This window comes from Corynebacterium sputi DSM 45148 (assembly GCF_000427865.1).
Taxonomy (GTDB): Bacteria; Actinomycetota; Actinomycetes; order Mycobacteriales; family Mycobacteriaceae; genus Corynebacterium; species Corynebacterium sputi.
The window spans coordinates 148,826-168,830 of sequence record NZ_ATYV01000002.1 but is presented as its reverse complement, the minus strand read 5'-3'; the positions used below and the strand labels follow the sequence as shown (position 1 = coordinate 168,830).

At 60.6% G+C, this 20,005-nt stretch carries 18 protein-coding genes; 9 read left to right on the top strand and 9 right to left on the bottom strand.

All coding sequences use genetic code 11. The features are described from left to right. The first annotated feature begins 46 nt into the window (after positions 1 to 46). Positions 47 to 580, top strand: a complete 534-nt coding sequence (locus YWU_RS18310; RefSeq protein WP_051259896.1) for a single-stranded DNA-binding protein — start codon at positions 47 to 49, stop codon at positions 578 to 580. A gap of 15 nt (positions 581 to 595) precedes the next feature. On the opposite strand, the gene YWU_RS0101865 is transcribed toward YWU_RS18310, so the two are convergent. After that, on the bottom strand, positions 596 to 1,678 hold the full coding sequence (locus tag YWU_RS0101865; protein WP_027019135.1) for an NADH:flavin oxidoreductase/NADH oxidase: 1,083 nt from the start codon (positions 1,676 to 1,678) through the stop codon (positions 596 to 598). 131 nt (positions 1,679 to 1,809) lie between these two features. Here YWU_RS0101865 and YWU_RS0101860 point away from each other — a divergent pair, with 131 nt between their 5' ends. From YWU_RS0101860 to YWU_RS0101845, 4 genes are all read left to right on the top strand, one after another. Next, positions 1,810 to 2,070: a hypothetical protein gene (locus YWU_RS0101860; RefSeq protein WP_027019134.1), complete on the top strand. Its 261-nt coding sequence runs from the start codon at positions 1,810 to 1,812 to the stop codon at positions 2,068 to 2,070. 86 nt (positions 2,071 to 2,156) lie between these two features. Beyond that, the gene (gene ettA, locus YWU_RS0101855; protein ID WP_027019133.1) at positions 2,157 to 3,827 is read left to right on the top strand and encodes an energy-dependent translational throttle protein EttA; all 1,671 of its coding nucleotides are present in this window, start codon (positions 2,157 to 2,159) and stop codon (positions 3,825 to 3,827) included. Positions 3,828 to 3,959: 132 nt separating this feature from the next. Next, positions 3,960 to 4,442, top strand: coding sequence for an acyl-CoA thioesterase (locus YWU_RS14580; protein WP_051259895.1), 483 nt, complete (start codon positions 3,960 to 3,962; stop codon positions 4,440 to 4,442). After that, positions 4,442 to 5,140 carry a DUF8185 domain-containing protein gene (locus YWU_RS0101845; RefSeq protein WP_027019132.1) on the top strand — a complete coding sequence of 233 codons (699 nt, stop codon included), beginning with the start codon at positions 4,442 to 4,444 and terminating at the stop codon, positions 5,138 to 5,140. Before YWU_RS14580 ends, YWU_RS0101845 begins: the two co-directional genes overlap by 1 nt. A gap of 52 nt (positions 5,141 to 5,192) precedes the next feature. Here YWU_RS0101845 and YWU_RS0101840 read toward each other — a convergent pair whose 3' ends face one another. The 3 genes from YWU_RS0101840 to pepN are packed head-to-tail and all read right to left on the bottom strand — an operon-like array spanning position 5,193 to position 10,275. After that, positions 5,193 to 5,585, bottom strand: a complete 393-nt coding sequence (locus YWU_RS0101840; RefSeq protein WP_027019131.1) for a globin — start codon at positions 5,583 to 5,585, stop codon at positions 5,193 to 5,195. A 17-nt stretch (positions 5,586 to 5,602) separates the two neighbouring features. Then, positions 5,603 to 7,591, bottom strand: coding sequence for an FAD/NAD(P)-binding protein (locus YWU_RS0101835; protein WP_051259894.1), 1,989 nt, complete (start codon positions 7,589 to 7,591; stop codon positions 5,603 to 5,605). Between the two features lie 23 nt (positions 7,592 to 7,614). Further along, positions 7,615 to 10,275, bottom strand: coding sequence for an aminopeptidase N (gene pepN, locus YWU_RS0101830; RefSeq protein WP_027019129.1), 2,661 nt, complete (start codon positions 10,273 to 10,275; stop codon positions 7,615 to 7,617). Between the two features lie 96 nt (positions 10,276 to 10,371). Here pepN and YWU_RS0101825 point away from each other — a divergent pair, with 96 nt between their 5' ends. The 3 genes from YWU_RS0101825 to YWU_RS0101815 all read left to right on the top strand — a co-directional run bounded on the left by YWU_RS0101825 (position 10,372) and on the right by YWU_RS0101815 (position 15,201). Then, positions 10,372 to 10,827, top strand: a complete 456-nt coding sequence (locus YWU_RS0101825) for an SMI1/KNR4 family protein (RefSeq protein WP_027019128.1) — start codon at positions 10,372 to 10,374, stop codon at positions 10,825 to 10,827. A 47-nt stretch (positions 10,828 to 10,874) separates the two neighbouring features. After that, positions 10,875 to 11,504 (top strand): DsbA family protein, encoded by a 630-nt coding sequence (locus tag YWU_RS0101820; RefSeq protein WP_027019127.1) that lies wholly within the window; start codon positions 10,875 to 10,877, stop codon positions 11,502 to 11,504. 403 nt (positions 11,505 to 11,907) lie between these two features. After that, positions 11,908 to 15,201, top strand: a complete 3,294-nt coding sequence (locus tag YWU_RS0101815) for a DEAD/DEAH box helicase (protein WP_027019126.1) — start codon at positions 11,908 to 11,910, stop codon at positions 15,199 to 15,201. A gap of 119 nt (positions 15,202 to 15,320) precedes the next feature. Here YWU_RS0101815 and YWU_RS14575 read toward each other — a convergent pair whose 3' ends face one another. Beyond that, the gene (locus YWU_RS14575) at positions 15,321 to 16,214 is read right to left on the bottom strand and encodes an alpha/beta hydrolase family protein (protein ID WP_051259913.1); all 894 of its coding nucleotides are present in this window, start codon (positions 16,212 to 16,214) and stop codon (positions 15,321 to 15,323) included. A 227-nt stretch (positions 16,215 to 16,441) separates the two neighbouring features. Continuing rightward, entirely contained in the window at positions 16,442 to 16,615 is a 174-nt protein-coding gene (locus YWU_RS18065) for a hypothetical protein (protein ID WP_156892668.1), read from the bottom strand. A gap of 391 nt (positions 16,616 to 17,006) precedes the next feature. On the opposite strand from YWU_RS18065, the gene YWU_RS0101795 reads away from it, so the two are divergent. Further along, the gene (locus tag YWU_RS0101795) at positions 17,007 to 17,480 is read left to right on the top strand and encodes a ribose-5-phosphate isomerase (RefSeq protein WP_027019125.1); all 474 of its coding nucleotides are present in this window, start codon (positions 17,007 to 17,009) and stop codon (positions 17,478 to 17,480) included. Between the two features lie 260 nt (positions 17,481 to 17,740). Here YWU_RS0101795 and YWU_RS14570 read toward each other — a convergent pair whose 3' ends face one another. From YWU_RS14570 to YWU_RS0101770, 3 genes are all read right to left on the bottom strand, one after another. Continuing rightward, complete coding sequence (locus YWU_RS14570) at positions 17,741 to 18,604, bottom strand: hypothetical protein (RefSeq protein WP_051259893.1); 864 nt, start codon at positions 18,602 to 18,604, stop codon at positions 17,741 to 17,743. A gap of 119 nt (positions 18,605 to 18,723) precedes the next feature. Continuing rightward, positions 18,724 to 18,939, bottom strand: a complete 216-nt coding sequence (locus tag YWU_RS0101775) for a hypothetical protein (RefSeq protein ID WP_027019123.1) — start codon at positions 18,937 to 18,939, stop codon at positions 18,724 to 18,726. A 9-nt stretch (positions 18,940 to 18,948) separates the two neighbouring features. Beyond that, positions 18,949 to 19,965 carry an ABC transporter substrate-binding protein gene (locus YWU_RS0101770; protein WP_027019122.1) on the bottom strand — a complete coding sequence of 339 codons (1,017 nt, stop codon included), beginning with the start codon at positions 19,963 to 19,965 and terminating at the stop codon, positions 18,949 to 18,951. Positions 19,966 to 20,005 lie beyond the last annotated feature (40 nt).

The window sequence follows — 20,005 nt, the reverse complement described above, 5'->3', positions numbered from 1 at the left end:
ACGCGGAGTCGGATGTCACCAGACACTCACCAAGGGGGATACCACCATGTCTGATTCAACGTTGATCATCGTGGGGAACTTGACCAAGGACCCGACGAAGCGGAGCTACAAAGAGGATGGCGAGCCGGCCTATATGGTGCAGCTCTCCGTCGCCTCATCCAAGCGCATGCGAAACTTCGCTGGCGAGTGGGACTCCGGTCCCACGACGTTCGTCGACGTGTCCTGCTGGGGAAAGTTGGCGGAGAACGCCCTCCTCACGCTCGGCAAAGGTATGTCTGTGATCGTCTACGGCCGCCTGGACCAGAACAAGTGGAAGACCGACGAAGGGCAGAACCGCTCGCAGTTGCGGGTTCACGCGATCACCGTCGGGCCGGATCTGCGGAAGTTCAAGGGCATCATGACCAAGACCCCGTTCGAGGCCAAGCCGAATTTCGGTGGGACCGGAGCCCCGGACTCCGCCGATGCGAACGTGGAGGACCGCACCGACCTGGCCCATGCCGCCTCTACGACGGAGTCAGGCACGGGCCCGGCCGGCGAGGACCCGAATGATCCCGATTGGCTCGGCAAGGAGGCGTCCTAAGCGCTGGCCTGAGATTTAGCGCCAGGCCCGGCCGTACTGCGGCGGGGTGATGGTGGCTGAATCTTTGTATCGCAATGCCTGAGCGGCCCGCAGCGGGAAGTGCGGGTCGCGCAGCATTTCGCGGCCGATGAGAACCACATCAGCCTGGCCGGTAGCGAGGATCTGCTCGGCCTGGAAGGGCTCATTGATCATTCCGACTGCTGCGGTAGCAATCCCCGCCCGGTTGCGGATGCCATCGGCGAATCGCACCTGGTAGCCCGGTCCAACCGGAATCTGGGCAGGAACGTTAGCGCCGGTAGAGACATCCACCAGGTCTGCGGAGTGCTCTCGGAGCCAGCGGCTGATCTGCACAGTGTCGTCGAGAGTTAAGCCTCCATCAGTCCAGTCCGTGGCGGAGATCCGCACCAGTACCGGCACAGACTCACCGACCTCGGCGCGGACGGCGTCGAGGACCTCAAGAAGGAAACGTGCCCGGTTTTCTGGGGAGCCGCCATAGTTGTCGGTGCGCTCGTTGCTCAACGGCGAGAGGAACTCATGCAGGAGGTAGCCATGGGCGGCGTGGATTTCGACGAAATCGAATCCTGCCTCCATGGCTCGACGGGCAGACTCCGCGAAGGACTGGACGAGACCTTCGATCTCGGAGTCCTCTAGTGCCCGCGGTTCAATCATCCCAGGGAAGGGGATCGCTGAGGGAGCATGAGTTTCCCAGCCACCATCGGCGATGCTCATGCTGCCGTCATTATCAGTACCCCATTCGGGCCAGTTTGAGGCCTTGCGACCTGCGTGAGCTAACTGGATACCGGCGGCTGCGCCCTGGTCCTTCATGAAGGCAACGATGGGGGAGAGGGCGTCGCGCTGCTCGTCATTCCACAGCCCGAGGTCCTTTGCAGAGATCCTGCCTTCGGGTACCACGCCGGTGGCTTCCACGATCACAGCGCCGGCGCCACCGCGAGCCAAGGACCCGTAGTGGACTTGGTGCCATTGGCCGGCGACTCCGTCGAGGCTCTCGACCGAGTACTGGCACATCGGCGGGACCCAAATGCGGTTGCGCGCAGTCATTCCGCGAAGCGAGATCGGCTCAAAGAGAAGGTGAGACATGGGAGTTCGGCTTTCGTTGGGAAAGGGGGACGTCGTAAAGCAACGTCTTTAAAGCACTTCTATTTCATTGCCACCGGTGCGCTGCGTCGATAGCGTGGATGGCATCACAACCACATGCGAGTGGAGCCAGTATGAGCCGCCCATTGTTCAATCCGACGGACACCGAGCAAATGCGCCGGGCCCTGACCTGGTCCTGGGTGGGACCTGTGGTCGGGATCGTCGCGATGATTGGGCTGTTGATCCGAGGGATCCATATTGGCGACACCACGGTCATCATGATCGCCATCGTCTGCGCAGTGGCTCTTGGCACGGTGTGGAGTAGCTCTGTGTCGGTGCTGAAGAAGCGCATCTTGACGAGAGAACTGGAAGAGGCCGAACAGTCCCGAGAGTGACGCGATGTGTTCACGTTGTTCTTCCAGGTAGGGGTGCGTAAGGTTTCGGGGGATTAAGTCACTGCGAAAGAGGGGTAATTACCAGCATGGCTGAGTTCATCTACCAGATGAAGAACGTGCGTAAGGCCCACGGCGACAAGGTGATCCTGGACAACGTCACCATGGCGTTCTACCCGGGCGCCAAGATCGGTGTGGTCGGACCTAACGGCGCCGGTAAGTCGTCGATCCTGAAGATCATGGCAGGCGTTGACCAGCCGTCCAACGGTGAGGCGTACCTGGAACCGGGCGCCACCGTCGGAATCCTCATGCAGGAGCCGGAGCTCAACGAGGAAAAGACCGTCCGCGGAAACGTGGAAGAGGGCCTCGGTGGCATCTTCGAGAAGAAGCAGCGCTTCGAGGCAATCGCCGAAGAAATGGCGACGAACTACACCGATGAGCTCATGGACGAAATGGGCAAGCTCCAGGAGGACCTCGACGCAGCTGACGCGTGGGAGATCGACTCCAAGATCGAGCAGGCCATGGAGGCACTGCGCTGTCCGCCGTCCGACGAGATGGTGTCACACCTCTCCGGTGGTGAGCGCCGCCGCGTTGCACTGGCCAAGCTCCTTCTCTCCGAGCCGGATCTGCTGCTGCTCGATGAGCCCACTAACCACCTGGACGCCGAGTCTGTCCTGTGGCTGGAGCAGCACCTGAAGGATTACAAGGGCGCCGTCCTCGCCGTGACCCACGATCGTTACTTCCTCGACCACGTCGCAGGCTGGATCTGTGAGGTCGACCGCGGAAAGCTGTACCCGTACGAGGGCAACTACTCCACCTACCTGGAGGAGAAGTCCAAGCGTCTTGAGGTCGCCGGCAAGAAGGACGCCAAGCTGCAGAAGCGACTCAAGGACGAGCTCGCCTGGGTCCGCTCCGGTGCGAAGGCACGTCAGGCCAAGAACAAGGCTCGACTCGAGCGCTACGACGCGATGGTTGAAGAAGCCGAGAAGTACAAGAAGCTCGACTTCGAAGAGATCCAAATCCCGACTCCGCCGCGCCTGGGTAATCAGGTCGTGGATGTGAAGAGCCTGGAGAAGGGCTTTGACGGCCGCGTTCTCATCAAGGACCTGTCCTTCACCCTCCCGCGCAACGGCATCGTCGGTGTGATCGGACCGAACGGTGTTGGTAAGTCGACGCTGTTCAAGACCATCGTTGGCCTGGAAGAGGCTGACGCCGGTGAGGTCATCATTGGCCAGACCGTGCAGCTGAGCTACGTCGACCAGAATCGTGCGAACATCGACCCGGAGAAGACCGTGTGGGAGGTCGTCTCTGATGGGCTGGATTACATCCACGTCGGTCAGAACGAAATGCCCTCGCGCGCTTACCTGTCGGCATTTGGATTCAAGGGTGCAGACCAGCAGAAGCCGTCGAAGGTCCTCTCCGGTGGTGAGCGCAACCGTCTGAACCTCGCGCTGACCCTGAAGCAGGGCGGAAACCTGATCCTGCTTGATGAGCCGACTAACGACCTGGACGTGGAGACGCTCTCCTCTCTGGAGAACGCACTGCAGAACTTCCCGGGCTGCGCCGTGGTCATTTCCCACGACCGTTGGTTCCTGGACCGCACCTGTACCCACATCCTTGCCTGGGAAGGCAATGTGGCAGAGGGACAGTGGTTCTGGTTCGAGGGCAACTTCGGCGATTATGAGAAGAACAAGGTTGAGCGCCTCGGCGCGGACGCAGCACGTCCGTCCCGCGTCACCCACCGCAAGCTCTCCCGTTAAGCACTGGCGGGCTTGCCCGTCCGGTGTCTGTTGACGCCAGCCCCGGTACAGTCAGAGAAGGTTTCTGATGTGCCGGGCCTTCGTGCATCCACACGGGGGTCAAGCGGCCGAGAAAGGTAGAGGAAGAACACCATGAGCGTTGAGAATGACACCCGCCCATACTCCGTGACCATGCCGACCCGGTGGTCCGACTTTGACCAGTACGGGCACGTGAACAACACGAAGTATCTCGACTACGCCCAGGACGCCCGTTTCCGCTGGGGACTGGAGGAACTGGGAGGCCAGCAGTTCCCGATGTCCGTGGTTCGCACGATGTCCGTCGATTTCCTGCGCCCGCTGCGCCCGGACACCACTCACGTCATCGTCGACACCGAAATCATTCGGCTCGGCCGCACCTCTTACACCCTCAACCAGACAATCCGCGATCAGCGCGGTGACATTGCTGCGGAGGTCAAGACCGTCATGGTTGTGGTCGATTCAGCTACGCAGCGTCCCTCGGAGTTGACTGCAGCGAACCGCAAGATGCTTGCTCCGTATGTGATCGACGAACTCATTGAGGTCGCTGAAGGCGACGATAATACTGGGGAGAACGGCTCCACAGGAGGCTCTGACTAGTGAGTGCCTCGCTGACCGGAACTGACGTCGCACTGCGTGAGTTGGGTGTACTAGCGCGCAAGGCTCAGAAGCTTGACGACGCCTCCCTCCTCCGTTTCCGCCCCCGCCACACCGGGGATGAGGCCGAGGGTGCCTCACCGGCATTGAGCCGAGTGTGGGTCACTACTCCATTTGGGCCACTGGGCTGCCGTTCGATGACGCTGACACCTGAGCGCGACTCGATGGTGCTTCGGGTCGGTAGTGTTATTGACGCTACTGTGGGCTTTAAGAACGTCACTGGGGTCGCAGGTGGTGCACCAGCATCGGTCCACACCATCACTGCCGGCCTTCCTGCTGATTCGTCCTGGCGTGGTGCTCTTCCCCCGGAGACGGGCTTCCGTCAGGTTGATGTAATTCCGGCGACGGTGTTCCGCGACATTGAGAGCCAGGCGCAGTCTGTCGTGCGAGAGGATTCCGGCCCGCTGGGACTTCCCGGTTCCCTGCTTGATCAGAGTGTGCTGACCGTCTCCGAGGAGGACGGCAGCCAGGTGGAGATCTCCATGCGGCAGGTTTTCGCGCTGTGCCTGCTGGGATTCATTCCGGAAAAGCCCCGCGACGCCGAGCCGGTGCGGATCTCTACCCGTGGCCGGTGGACGCGGATTGATGGACGATTCGGCGGGATCTACTCGTCCTCGGGCATGGGAGTGCTCCCGCTGTAAGTGGGCATCCTGCGTCCGGTTCGACGTAGGAGCTCCGGCACCCGCTTGGGCGCTATACGTGCTTGTTGATCAGCATGTCCGCGACCTGGACCATGTGGTTCCAAATGGCGGTGCGGTGGTCGGCAGACAACCGGTCGGAGGGGATCTCCTCCAGCGAGGCGGACATCAATTCCAGCCAGCGGTCACGCGCATGCATGTCGATGTGGAACGGGAAATGCCGCATCCGCAGGCGCGGGTGGCCACGCTCTTCGCTGAAGGTTTTCGGGCCGCCCCAGTACTGCTCCAGGAACATCAGGAGTCGGCGCTCAGCGCCTTCCCAATCGTCCTGCGGATACATGGGGCCGAGGATGTCGTCGGTGCGAACGCGCCGGTAGAAGCCCTGAACCATGTCATTGAAGACGTCCGGGCCGACCTCGTTGTAGAAATCGCTGTACCCATTGCTCATGGTCTCAGCCTACGGGGTCACTCAGCGGCGGTACGCATCGCCACCGACACGGCGCTGACTGCGGCGGCGTCGGTTTCACGAAGCATCAGCGGGTCGGTGCCTGGCATCGGGCTGATGGTGGTGTCGGCCATCTGGGAGTGGGTGGGGATGCCCACCAGATGGATTCGTTTGTCGGGCTCACCGTCCTCGCCGACAAGCCGTCGGGAGACCGGGTCCACCTCTGGCGAACCTGTGGTGAAAGGGCCGGTGGCCGCCTCTGACGTGTTCGACCACACGAATGGGCGAACCCTGGGTCCAAGGGACGCGGTGAGGTCTCGATGCGCTGGACGCCTGATGTCGGGAGAGTGCATCCACGCATCGATGAGCGTTGTTGAGCGGAACGGAGTGTCTTCAGTGGTCGCCGAGCGGATGCAGAAGGTGCCGTCCTCGACAGTGAGCTTCGGCTCCGACCCGATGAAGGTCACCAAACCCGCATCGATGAGAGCCAGTAGTTCCCGGCTGCGGAATGACGGCGGACCGGAGCCAACCATCTGTCCCAGCGCCATGATCTGTGCGTAGATGCCGAGCCTGGACTCAACGGTGGCCCGCCCACCTTGGCAGAGGATCGCCAGCGGTTTACGACAGGACGCGATTGCCCATAGGCCTTCCTTGATCGGGCTGTCATAGGCGTAATGCGCGTGCGCCAAGTCCTTGGCGACTCCATCGGCGATATGACGCAGCAACTCCTCCGGAGTCTCGGTGACACCGGCCAGCGGATGTGCGATCGACGGAAGGTCGAAGAGCAGCTCGGGGTCGACCACACCGGTGAGGGCGTCATCGAGTTCGGTACCGATGACCGGAGGAACCTCAGTGGAGTCCAGGATCCGGATGATTTCGCTAATCGGGGCATGGACCTGCCTTGGCCGGGCCCGTGCGATGGCTCGGTAGTACGCCTCATGAGCATCCCGCGCGATGGCAGGCCAGACTTGGGTGCCCACGTCAATCGGGCCGTCAGTCACTGACAAGGTGTCGATCACTGCTCTTAGTCGCAGCAATGGGGAGGTCGGTGGCAAGTCTCCGTACTCAGACTTAGGCAGGAAGGGATACCCGCGACCGGAGGCAACCTTCAGGTGCGGCTCACGCCCGGACGCCTCGTATCGCAGCCCGGACCGCGCAGCCGGGTCCGCCACGAATCGACCACCACGGTCGATCGTCAGCAATGCCGTGAGGTCGAAGAAACCCATGCCAAAGCCCCGGACGAGGACATCTCCACCGTCCGGCACCGAGGAGAGGTCCTGATCAATTGGATTGCCCGGCCGGATCCAGGTGAGTTCCTCTGAGGAATTCTCTATTGCATCGGCCAACTCCTTTTCGTCAGCATCAGGCCCTGGTTGCACCCAGCCAGTGGCGAGAACAGTGGAGTGGGCCGTGATGAACGTGCCATCGGACAGTGTGATGCGGTCGGTTCCATCGAGCTCATCGTCGATGGAGACGGCCCTCTCGCGGTGCTCAACGAGTTTCACGAAGTCCGGCAGCCCTGTCTGCGCCACTTGGTAACACCATCGCAGGTAAGCCCCGTAGAGCGCCCGTGAGGGGTTCGAGTCGATTCGTGTGGAGACCAGTTCCTCAGCGAAGGTCCACCGGACCTCCTCGTGCACCGGATGTGCCTCAAAGGTTGCGATGTGACTGGGGTTCACGAGTGTGCCGTTATGGCGCAGCATTTCGACCCACTCGTAGAGAGTTGGGCCCGGCCGCACCGGGGCAGACACTGTCGCGCCGGGTTCGGTGAACATGGTGACAGCGCCAGCGAGAGTGTTCATGCGGACGGTACGAGTTTGGTCAGTCCGCCAGACAGTGCCGGCACCGATCTGGCAGGGATCAATGACGTTGATCTCCAGCGGCGTCCGGTCCGGGCGGGAGGACAACAGCGCACCGATGCGTTCAATGACGGAGATACCCCGTGGCCCACCACCCACGATCGCGATGCGGGTGGCACGGTGGACCTCATGAGGGCTGAACGGGGCCATGGGGTGAATCTCCTTTTCTGGGTTTAGGTGCGGTCGAATGCCTGCGCGGTCAGGGCGCGCCGTACACGGTCCTGGCCTTCGCTGAGCACTCGGCGAACCGGGCTCGGGGTTGCCTCGTCGTCGAGTACACGCTGGGCTGCGTCAACGGCGCTTTCCGATAGGTCCCACATGGGGTACAGGCCCTCGAGCATGCGGTCGGCGGTGTCGGAGGAGAATGCCGACCACCAGCCAGCGGCCTCGTCGAAGAACCGGTCGGTATAGCCGGCCGCAACGAGAAGTGCAGAGGATCCCGGTGCCTGGAATCCGGCCATCATGTGGCGCAGTTGCAGGTTGGTCAGCGCGGCCTCGCCGGTTCCGGTCATGGCCTGCCAGGTCTTCGCCTTCACCGTCGCGTTCGGCACTGCTGCGCGTGCCTTGATCGCGGAGACTGCGCCCTGTGAGGAGTTGTCCTCGGCTTCCGCCTCGTCAATCTGCTTCCCGACGTCCCCTTCCTCACCATCTCCCGCCGCCACACCCGCGGCGACCAGGGCGATCAGAGCCTTCCAGGTCATCTCGGCGTCGACGGCCAGACCCGTTAGACCGACGCTGTCCGGGGACCCTGCGCGGATCGCGGTGAACACCTCGGCAGGCTCAGTGCCGGCGACCTCAGGGGCCAGGGGCAGCTGCGCCAGCGAGTTAATGAATGCCAGCTGGTTGTCTGAGCCGGGGGCGGAAGTGCGGGCGGCGGAAAGGAGGGCGTCGGAAAGCGTCTTGATTCCTTCAGCCGTCGACCACTCCGGATCCGCATAGGACGTGACGGCCTGGACTGCCTGCGCGAGGATGCGCTCGAGCACCGAGATCTGATTCTCGGTAGGGGCGCCCTCTGCGACAAGGCGGACAAAGTCCCGGGCACGCATGCGACCACCGCGGGTCATCTGCCAGGCAGCGGACCACGCCAAGGTGCGCGGCATCGGGTCGGTGATGTTCGCGATGCCAGTGATGAGAGTCTCCAGCGAGCGGGGGTCCAGTTCCAGGAGTGCGTACGTCAGGTCGTCATCATTGGCCAGGACCAGATCCGCGGCACGGGCACCGATCAGATCCGGGACCTCGGTGAGTTCGCCGGAGATATCCAGTTCCACCCGACGCACCCGCTCAATGGCCCCGGAGTCCGTGCGTTCGTATAGGCCAACGGCGATGCGGTGGTCACGCAGGTCACCGACGCCGGGCTGTGCTCCATGCTGGCGGATCGCGAAGGAATCATAGGTCCCGTCGTCGCCGACTGTGAATTCAGCGGCGAGGGTGTTCACTCCTGTGGTGGTCAACCACTGCTGTGCCCAGCCGGAGAGGTCACGCCCGGAGGTCTCACTCATCGCTGAGAGCAGATCATCGAATGTTGCGTTGGCGAAACGGTGTCGGGCGAAGTGCAGGCGCGCACCGGCGAGGAAAGCGTCCTCACCGACGTAGGCGACCAACTGCTTGAGCACCGATGCACCCTTGGCGTAGGTGATGCCGTCGAAGTTCTGCTCGACAGTGTCGATGTCACCGGCATCTGCTGCGATTGGGTGGGTCGAAGGCAGCATGTCCTGCTGGTATGCCCAGGCCTTCTCCACGTTGGCGAAAGTGGTCCAAGCTTCCTTGTACTCAGAGACGGCCACCTGCGCGGCAGCAGCGGTCCACGTAGCGAAAGACTCATTGAGCCACAGGTCATCCCACCACTGCATAGTCACCAGATCGCCGAACCACATGTGAGCCATCTCGTGGAGGATTGTGTCATTGCGGCGCTCATAGACGTATCCGGTGGTGCGGGACCGGAAGATGTACTCGTCGCGGATGGTCACGGCACCGGCGTGCTCCATGGCGCCGAAATTGAACTCCGGGCAGAAAATCTGGTCGTACTTGCCGAACGGGTAGGGCTCGCCAAAGTTCTCCGCGTAGTAGTCGAAGCCCTCCTTCGTCTCCTGGAAAAGTCGCTCGGTATCCATGTGCTCAGCCAGGGATTTGCGGCAGTACAGTGCCAACGGGATGACCAGTTCGCCGTCCGGCTGGTGTTCTTCGAGAGTCTCCGGGTGGCGGGTGATCTCCCCTCGCCATTCGTCATGCACTCCGTACCAAGGGCCGATGCAGAAGGCGATGAGGTACGTCGACAGCGGAACCGCGACCTCGAAGGCCCAGGTGCTGGTGCCCTCAGCGGCGGAGTTCTCGGTGACGGAGGCACCGGAGTTGCTCACCACGGTCCAGCCCTCAGGGGCAACCACTCGCATGGTGTACGTCGCCTTCAGATCCGGCTGGTCGAAGCAGGCGAAGACGCGCTTGGCGTCAGCAGTCTCGAACTGGGAGTACAGGTACGTCTCGTTATCGGCCGGGTCCACGAAGCGGTGCAAACCCTGGCCGGTGGTGGTGTACCGGCAATCGGCGTCGACAACCAGCACGTGTGAGCCGGCGGAGACATTAAAGGACACTCCAGTCTCGGAGGTGTACTTCGCAGCTTCGGTCACATCCACACCATCAAGCGTGACGCTGAGGACGTCCGCATCCCGCAGATCGATGAAGGTCGCACCGGACTCCTTCGCGATCAACTCCACCGTCGTGGTGGAGCGGAAAGTGGGTCCGGGTGAGGTGACGTCAAGGTGGACGTCGTAATGCGTCACTTCAAGAAGCGCCGCGCGGGCGCGGGCTTCGTCGCGGGTGAGGTTGATCGAGGACACGGTAACTCCTTTTGTCGAAACGCCTTCCGTACACAGTTTTACGCTGTCGGCCCGACCGGCGACCCGGAAGTACCCAGGTTTCTGCATGATGGGTGCATGGACGACTCGCTTAACGACGCCTCCCTCATCCACTCCACCTGGACCCGCATCACGGACCTCTTGCCTGAGGAATCGGTGAACGGCCCCGCCGATGAAGAGGCCGTTGAGTCTCTAGAAGCGCACATTGGCGCGGAACTTCCCGCCCAGGTGCGAGAATCGGTGCTGCTTCACGACGGCACGACAGACTCCAAAGCCTCCTTCGACGCTTTCGGCGGCTGGCTATTGTCCGTCAAGGAGATGCAAGCGGTGTGGGACATGTGGCTGGAGGTGTCCGAGTCAGTCGAGACTGGTTTCCAGAAGACGTGGCTGCCCGTGACCGCCGATGGCGCCGGTAATAACTACTGCGTCGATCTGGAGACCGGAGCAGTTATCGACATGGACCACGAGGCCGGACCGAACGAGGCATATGCTTCAACCTGGGTTGAATTCCTAGAAAAGCGACTGGATCGGTAGGACGCTACGGTGGATGGAAATTAACGCCAACCTGTTGGAAGGACGCCATGTCTGAGAAGGTCACGTTCTGGTTCGATGTCTCTTGCCCGTTCGCCTGGGCCACGTCCCGGTGGATTAAGGAAGTGGAGAAGGTCCGCGACATTGATGTCGACTGGCAGCCGATGAGCCTCTCGGTGCTCAACGCCGGCCGCGACCTGCCGGATGAGTACGCCGAGAAGATGCGCTCCAACTGGGCCCCGGCCCGAGTCTTCGCCGCAGTGGCGACCCTCGACGGCGCTGACAAGGTCGACGAGCTCTACACAACCCTCGGCACCAAGGTTCACAACGAGGGACCGGTGAACCGAGAAGGCGTGGAGCCGGAGTTTGTTTACGACGACCTCATCGTCGAATCCCTCGCCGAAGTCGGCCTTCCCGCCGAGCGCTTCGAGGTAGCACACACCGACGCCTATGACGGAAAGCTCCGCGCCTTCCACCAGGGCGCCATCGACGCCGTCGGCGATGACGTAGGTACCCCCGTTGTGAAGCTGGGGGAGACCGCCTTCTTCGGCCCGGTCATCACCCGCATCCCGCGCGGCGAAGAAGCCGGCGAGATCTTCGACGCCTCGGTGCGATTGGCGCAGTACCCGCACTTCTTCGAGATCAAGCGTTCGCGCACGGAGAGCCCCCAGTTCGACTAATTAGGACCCGCCCGCCGACTTTTCGCGGGTCACCACACAAAGACCGGCACGGACATTAGGACCGTGTCGGTCTTGTTGTTAGAGAGGCAGTCGTCAAGTGGTCAACCAGATGTGGAATGTCAGTCACTCGCGCTATAGCGGCGGATGATGTCCACTTCCAACTGTGAATGATCCGTCTCCGTCGGTCTATTCATTGCATCTGACGGTCATGGTTCGTCTCTTCTTGCAGATCAGTCGCAGTTTAGCGGGATCGTTTCAGGCACAGCGGGGGTTGTGCCGGTGGGAGGATCTACCTGAAGCACCGTGAGTCTGAAATTTATTCCCTAAGGTGAGAGACGTTTGTTCTGAAATTGATTGGCCACGGTCGGGGTACAGGCTCCGTGGCGAGAGGGGAAGCGGCTACATGGAAATCCAGATCACGGGAGAATTCGATGATGCTCTTCGTCGTATTGGTGATGGCGAGAACGTACTGATCACTGGCAAAGCCGGTACGGGAAAGTCCACGCTCCTAAGGATGTTCTTGAACCAGCACATGTCCAAGAAGGTTCTAGTTACCGCTCCGACGGGAGTGGCCGCCCTAAATGTTGATGGATTCACGATCCATCGGGCATTCGGTTTCCGGCCGGGCATGTATCCAGATGATGTGAAGGAAGGCGGCAGGTGGCGAGCAGAAGGTGCTCCGGCCAAGGTCCTAAAGAACATCAGTCAGCTGGTCGTCGACGAAATTTCCATGGTGCGGGCGGACCTGTTCGACATGATGGATATTGCGCTGAGGCGAGCGCGAAATAGCACTAAGCCCTTCGGCGGTGTGCAGCTGATCCTTGTGGGAGATCTCCTTCAGCTGCCTCCAGTGGTGGTTGATAGCGAAGTCGAAATCTTCCGCACCACGTGGGAAACTCCGTATTTCTTTTCAGCGCACTGCTACCAGAGCCTGGATCTCGCAGAAATCAGCCTGACGAAGGTCTGGCGACAGTCGAATACCGAGTTCATCGACATTTTGAACTCGATTCGGGAAGGCTCACTGACTGATCAAGCCGTTGACGTTCTCAACAGTCGGGTTGAGTCCGGCTTTACCCCTCCTGATGATTGGGTCACCCTAGCTAGTTATCGACGAACAGTTGACAAGATCAATGACTCCCGTCTGGACGGCCTGACAACTCCACATTTCACCAGTGCAGCCACATTCGAAGGCGTGAGTGAGAGTGAGAAATTCGGCGGCTCATCGGTCTTGAGATATGCAGTCGGTGCGAGGGTCATGATGGTGACCAACGACGGGGCTGGCAGGTACGTCAATGGATCCTTCGGGCAGATCATCCAAGCAGACAACGACGAGATCACAGTCCGAATCGACGCCAACGGAGAAGTCGTAACCGTCAGCCGACACACCTGGGATGTGAAAAGCCCGGTAGTTACCGAAGGAGTTCTCGGCAGCGCTTCGGTGGGTTCAATTTCGCAGTTCCCCGTGATTCTGGCGTGGGCGATCACGATTCATAAGGCTCAAGGCAAGACGATCCCGAAGTGCTATATCGACCTGACCGGCGGCACGACTACTGACGGTCAATTTTATGTGGCGCTGTCTCGAGCCGTGGACCTAGAAAACCTGCGACTTAGCGCTCCGATCGAAGAACGGCACGTCAGGGCGAATAACCACTTGGTTCGTCGGGTTCGACGTGATGTCGGTGCGAAGCTTCAGACGAATCGCGTCGTATTCATTTCGTTCGATGGCGTTGATTTCAAGATTAGTGAACACGTGGCGAGAATCCACGTGACCATCCTGCACGATGGGCAGAAGATCGCGGACTTCGGTTCCTGGATTAATCCGAGGGCTGATCTCGGGGACTTCGGCAGGAGCCATAATGTGCCAGCTGGAGGACTTGCGATGGCGCCGGCGCTTCGTGAGTTCTGGCCGCTGCTACTTCGTCAGGCGGCAGGCGGCATCGTGGTGGGAGACCGGCTGGCGATGTTGGAGCGTGCTGTTCGCCATCAGGAGAAGGGATTGTCAGTCGGATTAGGCGTCGGCTACGACATTTCTGATCTTGGCGTGGCACCCAGCGGATCGACCGTCATTCGACGGTGCGAAGAGATGGTCAGCGCCTACCAACAGGGTCGACTGGCTCTCGATCGCGGCACAGTAGTCCCGGAGACTGCCGGAATCGACGGAGGAGCACTGTTTATCCCGTATTGGGCCCCGAAGTCACCGATGCAGTTGGACCGCAGTCGAGCGACCGACACCGACGTCGCATGGGCGGCGATCTCGGGAGGCGAGGAGAAGCCTCAGTATGAAAAGTCCGGGGTCAATTGCATTGAAAAACTCTCGGCGTGGGCTGTTGAAAGGAGTTCATGGACCCAGGTGGAACACACTGAACTAGCAGGTCGAGTCGAGGCTTCAGTGATGAAGTCGGCGAATCTTCCACTGGTGTCCGATCCAGATGCAGTCGACGTCAGCACCCACTTCAGCGCAGGTACCCGAGTCGCTTTTACAGGTCGAGACAACCTGCTCGGTGCGCCTGCGGATAATGACCGACTAACGGAAATTTGTGCAGATAAGGGGCTTGTGTACAAGACAGGTGTCTCGAAGTCTCAATGTGACGTGTTGGTCGCGCTTGACGTTGCTTCGATGTCGACCAAGGCGCGTAAGGCTCGTGAATATGGCAAGCCCATCATCTCTCAAGAGGCTTTCGAGGGGTGGTACACCAGCACTGGAAAGCTAATCGAGCCCGTTGAGGTTGTGGCTCCTCCTCCTGCTCGACCAGAAAAGGTGCCGGCAGCTCTTGAGCCGGTCACCGCGTCTGCTGACCCGATATCGGTGGCGCAAGCCGCACCAGAAGAGGCGAACAACCTTGGCGCCTTGAACATCGTCGTAGATGCCACAACGGTTCTTGTGCCAGGAGCTCGAATCGCCTTCAAGGGATCAACTTTTGTGGACGGAGATCTCTATCCACAGGGAGAGCGACTTGAGGCTCTGTGTGGATCGTTGGGCCTTGAGTACAAGCAGGCAGTCACTAAATCGCGCTGCGACGTGTTGGTCACCGATGACCTTGAAGCACAAGACGGAAAAGTGAAACTCGCGCAGAGGTATGAGACCAGCGTCGTTCGGAGTGATGACTTCTCTACCTGGGCTTCTACAGAGTTGGCGTCGATTGCTGAGGCTGTTCCGGAAGAGGTTGAAACTGTCGTGGTCGAAGCGGAGATCTCATCGAATAATCACAACGTCCAGGCTCGGCTGCTGATTGAAGACGCAATTGAACTGAACGGCACCAAGGAGCCGGTGTCGTCGACGTCGACTGTTCCTGTTGAAAGGAAGCAGCCGGAGTCGGTCCCATCGTTTGCGCCTAGCGAAAGCACGCCGACAAACACAGACCGTGGAGATAATCCCTATCGGATCTCCCCGGAGGCCACTGGCAATCCGAACAATTCGCGACCTGACAATCCATACATCATGTCCGCACCGTTCAATCCTCCTTCACCGATGGTTGTCCCTCCCGCGGCGAACATCGCAGATCCCGCTGAACTGGAGTTGGCGAAAAAGAAGTTCCGGATGTGGTTGATCATCTCGGTGGTTTCGTTCTTCGGTTCGCTCCCTGTCACCGAAATTAGTGAGGACCTTGCAGCGATCATCATGATCGTCAGCTGGGGCACGATCATCGTCACGGTGGTTCAGGGACGACGAGTTCGAAAAATCAAAAAGGGGAAATAGCGAATTATCCGACTGACGGCTCTCTTTTGAGCGGTCGCAGTTAGCCAAAGACCCCAGAGGACGGAATAGATCCGACGTCGTCTGGGGTCTAATCGTTGCAGCTACGACAGGAGACGGGTCTAGCGTTCCAAGAAGTGCTGGACGCTGGTGGTTGCTCCGTTCAAGTCGTCTTCCAGATCCGATCGGGGAGCAATCGCAACATGGTGGATCAGATCGAGGACCTGCACGTAGTGGTCAGACGAACTCGACATAAACGTGGCGTGGCTTTCGCCGTCAAGGAGGACCAGATGGGCGTCGCCGTTTTCATCGGTGACTGCGTCCACGTAGTTCTCTGAGTTCTGCGGAGGGACCAGGTCATCCTTCGTGCCATGGACCGCGACAACTGGAACCTCAGGGTTGATGTTCTGGATCGGGTCGATGCTGGCGTATTCCTCTGGAAGATCAGAGGGAGTGCCTTTCATCGCCTTCACAATGTTATCGTCGCCGTTCTCTGCGGCCCAGACCAGATCGAGGGGACCGGCCAGGGACACGACGCGTGTCGGAGTGAAGAGGGGATCGGCACCGACTTCATGTCCCTCTAGGTCGCTACGGGTGCCAGCCCACGCCGCGAGCTGCGCGCCAGCGCTGTGTCCGACCACGGTCTCGTCGTCGATAGAGATCTCGGGGAAGCGCTGATTGAGCTCGGGGACGATGTCGAGGGCGTCGGCGACGTCAGTGAAAGTCTTGGGGTAGCCGCCGCCTTCGTCGATGTCGCGGTACTCCAGGTTGTACACCGCGACACCACGGTGGGAGAGATCCTGCGCCATGTTGCGAACCCCTGGAGCACCACCGTGCCAGGCGCCTCCGTGGACAAGAATGACTAACGGGACGGAATCTGCCTCAAAGTCCCCTTCGGGGAGGTATACATCAGCCCAGTTCTGGTCGGAGTCTGCATCACCGTCGCGAACCGGGTACCAAACCCTTTCCACGAAATTCTCGCCCGGGTCCTGGCCTGGAAGGCTGTCGGCGACCATTAGGTCGACGTTTGAGCCAGGTGCCGACCATGCTGTCGCATTGTCGTAGGGGTCTTGGTTTGAGTCTTCTCCGCAGGCGACGAGCATCGACCCGGTCAGCGCTGCTGTCGCAAGTGCCGCACTGGCACGAGAGAACAGGCGAGCGCGAACAGCACGGGGACGGAACTAGTGGGGGTGGGGTCCATGGTCAGGTCCTCTTGTGCTGTCGTCCGGAGTCCAGTTCTGCCCTACATGAATACGTAGAAAAGTAGTGCGATCGCGACGATGAGGATTACGACAGTGCCGCCGACCATGATCGCCATACTTCCGCGGTTCTCGTTTCCAGCTTCCACCAGTTCGCGGGAAATCTCCTGCTGGCGGGCGTCTTCGCGCGGATCTGGGGTGTAAGTTCGGTCAGCCATGATGGGCTCCTCTCGGGAAATGAAGGCGTCCGGAGTCTGGACGCACGTGGTGTGGTGAGTGTCCAGGCTCCATTTTCGCTTAATCTCCCTAGGTAACGCATCCCCCGGGGGCATCTGAGAGACCCTGTTACAGGATTATTCTCCAGAAAACGACAAGGACGATAATCAGAACCACCAGCGCAGTCGCCCATGGGAACCAGCGCTGCCGTTGGATAGGTTCTTTGGGCTTCTCGAATGGGCTAGTCATCAAATCTCCTGGAGAGAAGGGGCACGCGCGGGGCGCGGCCGAAACAAAAAGAGTGTCGGGTAGTGAGGGTAGTTGTTTGCGGCGTAAAGCGAATTTAGCCCCGTCCCAGATGCCGTTCTGTTCACACCCGGTATGATCGGAACTATGCGTATTTACCTCGGCGCGGACCACGCCGGTTTCGAAATGAAGAACCTGATCAAGGCCCACCTGGAAGAATCCGGACACGAAGTTGTCGATTGCGGAGCTCATGAATATGACGCTCTCGACGATTACCCCGCGTTCTGCATCGAGGCTGCTTCCCGCACCGTGAACGATCCGGGTTCACTCGGCATTGTTCTCGGCGGGTCCGGCAACGGAGAGCAGATCGCCGCTAACAAGGTCAAGGGTGCGCGCTGTGCCTTGGCTTGGTCCCCGGAGACCGCCAAACTCGCTCGTGAGCACAACAACGCTCAGCTCATTGGACTCGGTGGCCGTATGCACTCCGAGGATGAGGCTAAGGCCATCGTCGATGCATTCGTTTCCCAGCCGTGGAGCGAAGAGGAGCGTCACCAGCGTCGTATCGACATCCTCGCTGATTACGAGCGCACCGGTATCGCCCCGTCGGTTCCGGGCGAGTAGTTCTCGTCGGTACGAGGGCGTTTAGGAACGTCCTCTCCTAATGCAACCCCGACCTGAATTGATGATCGTTGGTCGGGGTTTCTTCATGCCTGGGTGCCGGCAAGAAGTTCTTTCGCTCCGTTGGCATCTATTGGTGCCAACGCGCGATAGCCACACCCCCTGAGCTGACGACGCCCGGGTGACCAGTAGAAATTACTGGCTACCCGGGCGTCAGGGCTTCTGCTCTGGGAGCGAAAAGCGGTTACATTCGCGGGATCGCGCTAGAAGTCGAATCCATCGAAGAATCCGCCGCCATCGCCACCGCCGAAGAGGCCGCCGCCGTCTCCACCGAAGAGACCGCCACCGCCATCTCCCATATCTCCGCCGCCCATATCGCCGCCGTCTCCCATGTCGCCACCGTCACCGGCATCGCCCATGTCTCCGCCGTCGCCACCGTCTCCCATGTCGCCACCACCGTCGGTGCCATCACCGGCGCCGGACTCGAATTCGTTTGCGCCGTAGCCGACTCCGGCCATACCGCTGAACATCATGGAGAACATCATCATGGATGTCATGGTCCACATACCCGTTGCCATGGCAGATGCCCACCACGGGGAGGAGTACCAGCCGGCCGGGACCGGACGGCCAGCCACACGACCACCGGGGTAGTAGTGCGGGGTCTCAGAGGACGCATTCGGGCTGGCAGAGATCTGCTCACCCTCGAAGTCGATCGTGCGCTTCTCCGTGACGGAGCCTGCTGCTCGCTGACCTTCCAGCGGCGGGATCGACGGGCCGGCAGGCATGCCCATGATTTCGCGGGCAGCCGCGACGTAGTGCATGCCCTCGAGCGCGGACTCCTTCGCCTGGCGTGCCTGTGCAGGGGTGGCAGCAGTGGAGATCTGCGACGACGCCGCGTTGTAGCGCTCGGACGCATCGGCCATCGCCTGGGTGGAGGCAGTATCGGATCCGGAGATGCTCAAAACCTGGGAACCGAGACGTTCGATCCAGCGTCGGGCATCACCGGTGGCATCGGCGAGCTCGTTGGTTTTATGGGCTTCAATCGCCTTGTTCTGACGGTTCTGCGACAGTCGAACAACGACTACGGCAGCAGCGACGACCAGTGCGATGAGTACAAGGGCTTCCATGTGCTGGAACGGTCCTCTCAGAGGTCGGGTGCGAGGTAACAGGTGGTTACCACTCTAAGGAGTACAACGCATTGCCCGCAGAAATCGTTCCCTGCGGACCGCGCGGGGGAAGGGGCCTGTCAGGCCCGCTTCGTTCCGCTTCGCTCCTCGTCCCACTTCTTCACCTCGTCGGAATTCCACAAGGTGAGACCGTGCAGCTTCGCGGTCGGTTCTGGGGCGCGCCCACGGCCTGCGTAGCTAGTGAATGTGCCGCGGGCGGTCCCGGAGTATTCGGCGCACTGGGCGGCTGTCCAGAGCTCAGTTCCGGTGTCCTTATCGATGATGCGGGGATCCATGCCCCCACACTACGAGTTCTCGCCGAGAGCCTCTTCGATCATCGGGACGAGCTGCTCCAGTGCCCACTTCTGTGCTTCCGGCGTACCCAGGGAGAATGCCTCGGAAATTTTGCCATCGAGGACGATTGCGTGGCCGTCCTCCACAGCGGGGATCGACTTCCATGCGGTGTTGTCGGTGATCTCGGTCGTGGGGATGTAGATCGGGAAGGCAACGATCAGGTCAGCGTCCAGCAGCCGCAGCTGCTCATCTGACAGGTCGATGCTCCACTGGCCTTCTTCCTCGAGGTCTTCGATGGTCGGGACTAGGTCGAAGCCAAGCTCCTCGAAGAAGCCGACCCGGACGGCATCGGTGTACGCGCCCCAGCCTTCAGAGGTGCGGGTGGCGACGGAAATCGTCTTTCCCTCCCACTCCGGGTGCGCTTCCTTCACTGAAGCGAAGGCCTCCTCGGTGTCGTCGAGGATGACTTCACCTTCTTCGCTCTTGCCCAGTGCTGCGGCAATCATTTCGACCTGCTCGTCGCCGACGGTGAGGTAGTTGCCCTTGCCTGGAGCCGGTCCAACGGTCGGGGCGATGGCGCTGAGCTTGTCGTGGCGCTCCTGTTCGCCGGAGGACCTCACATCGAGAATCAGGTCTGGTTCGAGCGTTGCAACCTCTTCAGCGGACAGATCCATGGTTCCCAACAGGACGGGGTTCTCATCGTAGGATTCGTTGACCCACTCGCCCAGACCCGTTTCGTCATTGACCTCGACCCAGTCGGATGCGCCGACCGGCTGCACGCCGAGTTGCATTGCGATCTCTGCGTCTCCCCAGCCGACGGCGACGACGCGCTCAGGCTGCTCGTCAATGGTGACCTCACCGAATTCGGTGTTAATAGTCACCGGGTAGGCAGCACCCTCGGTGTGAGTGATGGTGTCACCGGATTTCGAGGAGTTGTTGCCATCGGAGCTATTGCCGTCGTCGCTCGAGCAGGCAGCGAGTGTAAGCATCGCGGCTAGTCCGGCTGCGGCGATAGGGCGGATCTTCATGGTGCCTCCGTAGTTCGGTCGCATTGAGAACGATGATGGA